Below are 3,657 nucleotides of genomic sequence, written 5' to 3'. Positions count from 1 at the left end.
GGATGAACCCGCTTCCCCACCGATGATGGCGTTCGAGCCAGGGGAACTGCGGCAACTGTTGGAGGATGAACCTGCTTCCCCACCGATGATGGCGTTCGAGCCAGGGGAACTGCGGCAACTGTTGGAAGACGAGCCTGCCTCCACTTGGGCACAAATCAATTCGACCCCACATGCGCGAGCGGACGGTGTTCATCAGCCAGCCCAGGCGCCGTGGCTCCCTGAACGCAGAAGATAACTTTGCGGAGGAGCGGTCACGCAACTGTCGGCGGCGCCGGGCCTCAGGGTGAATGGAAAGGATGGAGTGGCGGATGGTGTCGCGTGAAGGCGCAACACGCGTGCTGACCGACCTGCATACGTAGGAAGTCGTTCATTGCTCCCAAATCGTATGTGAGGAACATTCCTGTCCCGGCTGCGCCGCGCGATGCTAGGTCGCGTTGTTCAGCGGGCCAAGCCGATGACACCTACGAAGCTACTGATCGGGCAGATCGCCGTTGTGTGCGCAATTGTCATTATCGGCGTATGGACGGCAACCCAATGGTGCGCTCAAATGCTGACCTACCAGACGCCTCTCGGCGCACCATGGTTTCTCTTCGCCGGCTGGCCAATCTACAAGCCGTGGAAGCTGTTTGAATGGTGGTTCCACTTCGATGCTTATGCGCCGGAGGTCTTCGACAAAGCCGGTACGCTTGCAGGCGCCAGCGGATTCCTGGGTTGTGCCGCCGCAATCGCTGGCTCGCTTTTGCGCGCGCGACAGCGCGGGTCGGTTACGACCTATGGGTCTTCACGGTGGGCCACGACTCATGAGGTCGAGACGGCAGGGTTGTTACGGCCGGCGGGCGTTTTCCTCGGTAGGCTGAACGATCGCTATCTGCGCCATGACGGCCCGGAGCACGTCATGGCATTTGCGCCGACGCGTTCGGGCAAGGGCGTGGGGCTGGTTGTTCCAACGCTACTTTCCTGGACCGGGTCTGCCATCATTCATGATATAAAAGGCGAAAATTGGCAGTTGACCTCCGGCTGGCGGTCGAAATTCTCGTACTGCCTTCTGTTCAATCCGACCGACCCGAGATCGGCACGCTACAACCCGCTGCTGGAGGTGCGCAAAGGCCCAGATGAGATCCGGGACGTTCAAAACATCGCCGACATCCTCGTCGATCCCGAGGGCGCGCTGGAGCGACGGAACCACTGGGAGAAGACCAGCCATTCACTCCTAGTTGGCGCCATTTTGCACGTGCTCTACGCTGAAGAGGACAAGACGCTGGCCCGCGTCGCCACCTTCCTGTCGGACCCGCAACGCTCGTTTGCCGCAACGCTACGGCGGATGATGACGACAAACCATCTCGGGACGGGGCATAACCCTCAGGTCCATCCCGTAGTGGCCTCGGCGGCTCGCGAACTCCTGAACAAGTCGGAAAACGAGCGCTCAGGCGTCCTCTCGACCGCCATGTCCTTTCTCGGGCTTTATCGTGATCCAACGGTCGCGGCGGCCACTTCGTCCTGCGACTGGCGCATCGCTGACCTAGTGGATGGAGAGCGACCGCTGTCGCTCTATCTGGTCGTGCCGCCTTCGGATATCTCGCGCACCAAGCCTTTTGTGCGACTGATCTTGAACCAGATCGGCAGGCGGTTGACGGAGCGTCTGGAGGGGGACCCGAAGAAGAGCCGTAAGCATCAGCTGCTCATGATGCTGGACGAGTTTCCGGCGCTCGGTCGCCTCGACTTCTTCGAAACGGCGCTCGCCTTCATGGCAGGTTATGGCATTCGCTCCTATCTGATCGCACAATCTTTGAACCAGGTTTCAAAGGCCTATGGCGAGAACAATGCTATTCTCGACAATTGCCACGTGCGAATTGCCTTTTCCTCCAATGACGAACGCACGGCCAAGCGCATCTCGGATGCCCTCGGCACCGCAACCGAACTTAGGTCGATGCGCAACTATGCGGGCCATCGGCTTGCGCCCTGGCTTTCACATGTCATGGTGAGCCGCCAGGAAACCGCGCGCCCGCTCCTGACGCCAGGCGAGGTGATGCAATTGCCGCCGTCAGACGAATTGGTCCTGGTTTCTGGGTTGCCGCCGATCCGCGCCAAGAAGCTGCGCTATTATCAGGATCAGAATTTCACAGATCGGGTGCTGCCTGCGCCGGTGCTGCACGACGGACCCTATGCGGACTGCCCTGCATCACGCCCGGACGGCTGGACTGGACAAGTGTGCAGCGTCGATAGCCGACTTGCTGCGGACGAGGAAAGCGCCGACGCGCCAGTTGAAGACGAGGGAGGCGTTCAGCAGCAACGCCATCCAAGCCTGCCCGAAGAAGACGTTGTTGTCTCTCAAGAGCCCGATCAGGCCGATCTGTACAAGCCCGCAGACGATGACAGCGAAGCGCTCGCGGACAAGCGTGTCATGGATCGGATTTCCACTGCGGCCCGCGTCTACGGTATCAACGAGGGCAGGGGCGACGATGTCATTCCCGGCTTCTGAAGTCCGCTGAGTTGCAGAGCGCACCTCAGCGTAGATAACGGCCATAAGCAATTTTGAGCGTCTGGCCGATGCTTCTCCCGTCGCCGGCGCAACGCCGGGCCGTCGGAACGATCCGCATGAAGCCGCACCGCATTCGCCATCAGTTTCTGCTTGAGCCGGAGCTCAGCGAGAAACTGGACAACCTCAGTCGCGATCCGTCAACGACCAAATCAGCGATCGTGGGGAAGGCGATCGAGGCGTTCATCGAGCGGCGTGGCGAGAGCGAGTTCGATCGGCGCTACGGCGTAAGGCTTGACCGGCTCTCCCGCGATCTTGCCCACGTCAGGCGCGATTCCGAGGTGATCCTGGAGAGCCTGGCGCTCTTCATCCGCTTTTCGATCACCCTTCACGCCCACACGCCGGTCCCGGATCGGGCAACGCAGGCTATTGCCCAAGAGCGTTTCGAGAAATTCGTTGAGAAGGTCGGCCGCCAGATCGCTTCCGGCAAAAAGTCGCTTAGCAAAGACAATGGTGGGGGAGGGGAAGGATGAGCTCTCATCCCGAGGCCGACCACCGGCGGCGTGTCATGCTGCGCACCGCCATGGGTCCGGCAATCACCGAAGCCCTGGCCGATCCGTCCGTCATCGAGGTGATGGTCAATCCCGACGGCGCGCTGCGACTCGACCGGTTAGGCGAAGGTCGGGTCGATACCGACGTTCACATGCACCCGTCCGAGGCAGAACGTATCATCCGCCTGGTTGCTTCGCACGTGCGCGCCGAGGCGCACGCCGACAACCCGATCGTCAGTGCCGAATTGCCGTCTGGCGAACGCTTCGAAGGCCTGCTGCCACCTGTGGTGTTGGCGCCATGTTTTGCCATCCGCAAGCCCGCCGCGAAAGTCTACACCCTGGCCGACTATGTTGCCGAACGCATCATGCTGCCGCTGCAGGCCGATGCGCTGAAAAAGGCCGTCCGCGAGCGGCGCAACATGCTGATCGCCGGCGGCACTTCCTCGGGGAAGACAACACTCGCCAACGCTCTGCTGGCTGAAGTCGCCGAATGCGACGATCGGGTGATCCTGATCGAGGACACACGCGAACTGCAGTGCGCGGCCAGGGACTGCGTTGCCCTGAGAACAAGGCGGGGCTCGGTCGCCCTTGCCGATCTCGTGCGCTCGACGCTGAGGCTCAGGCCGGACC

Annotated in this window: 4 protein-coding genes; all 4 read left to right on the top strand. The window is 61.4% G+C overall.

Annotated features, from left to right (window positions below; all coding sequences use genetic code 11):
• Window positions 1-235 (top strand): hypothetical protein (locus tag EN991_RS40390; RefSeq protein ID WP_206519261.1); only part of this gene is annotated, 235 nt, incomplete at its 5' end.
• 219 nt (window positions 236-454) lie between these two features.
• Window positions 455-2,479: a conjugal transfer protein TraG gene (locus EN991_RS27600; RefSeq protein WP_063169233.1), complete on the top strand. Its 2,025-nt coding sequence runs from the start codon at window positions 455-457 to the stop codon at window positions 2,477-2,479.
• 116 nt (window positions 2,480-2,595) lie between these two features.
• A complete protein-coding gene (locus EN991_RS27595) occupies window positions 2,596-3,009 on the top strand; it encodes a CopG family transcriptional regulator (protein ID WP_063170364.1) in 414 nt (137 codons plus the stop codon).
• The coding region (locus EN991_RS27590) for an ATPase, T2SS/T4P/T4SS family (RefSeq protein WP_127369936.1) at window positions 3,006-3,657 on the top strand (652 nt) is incomplete at its 3' end. The genes EN991_RS27595 and EN991_RS27590, both read left to right, overlap by 4 nt.

Origin of the sequence: Mesorhizobium sp. M7A.F.Ca.US.005.03.2.1, assembly GCF_003997795.1 — a bacterium.
Lineage (GTDB): Bacteria > Pseudomonadota > Alphaproteobacteria > Rhizobiales > Rhizobiaceae > Mesorhizobium > Mesorhizobium ciceri.
This window is presented reverse-complemented; position numbering and strand designations above follow the sequence as displayed.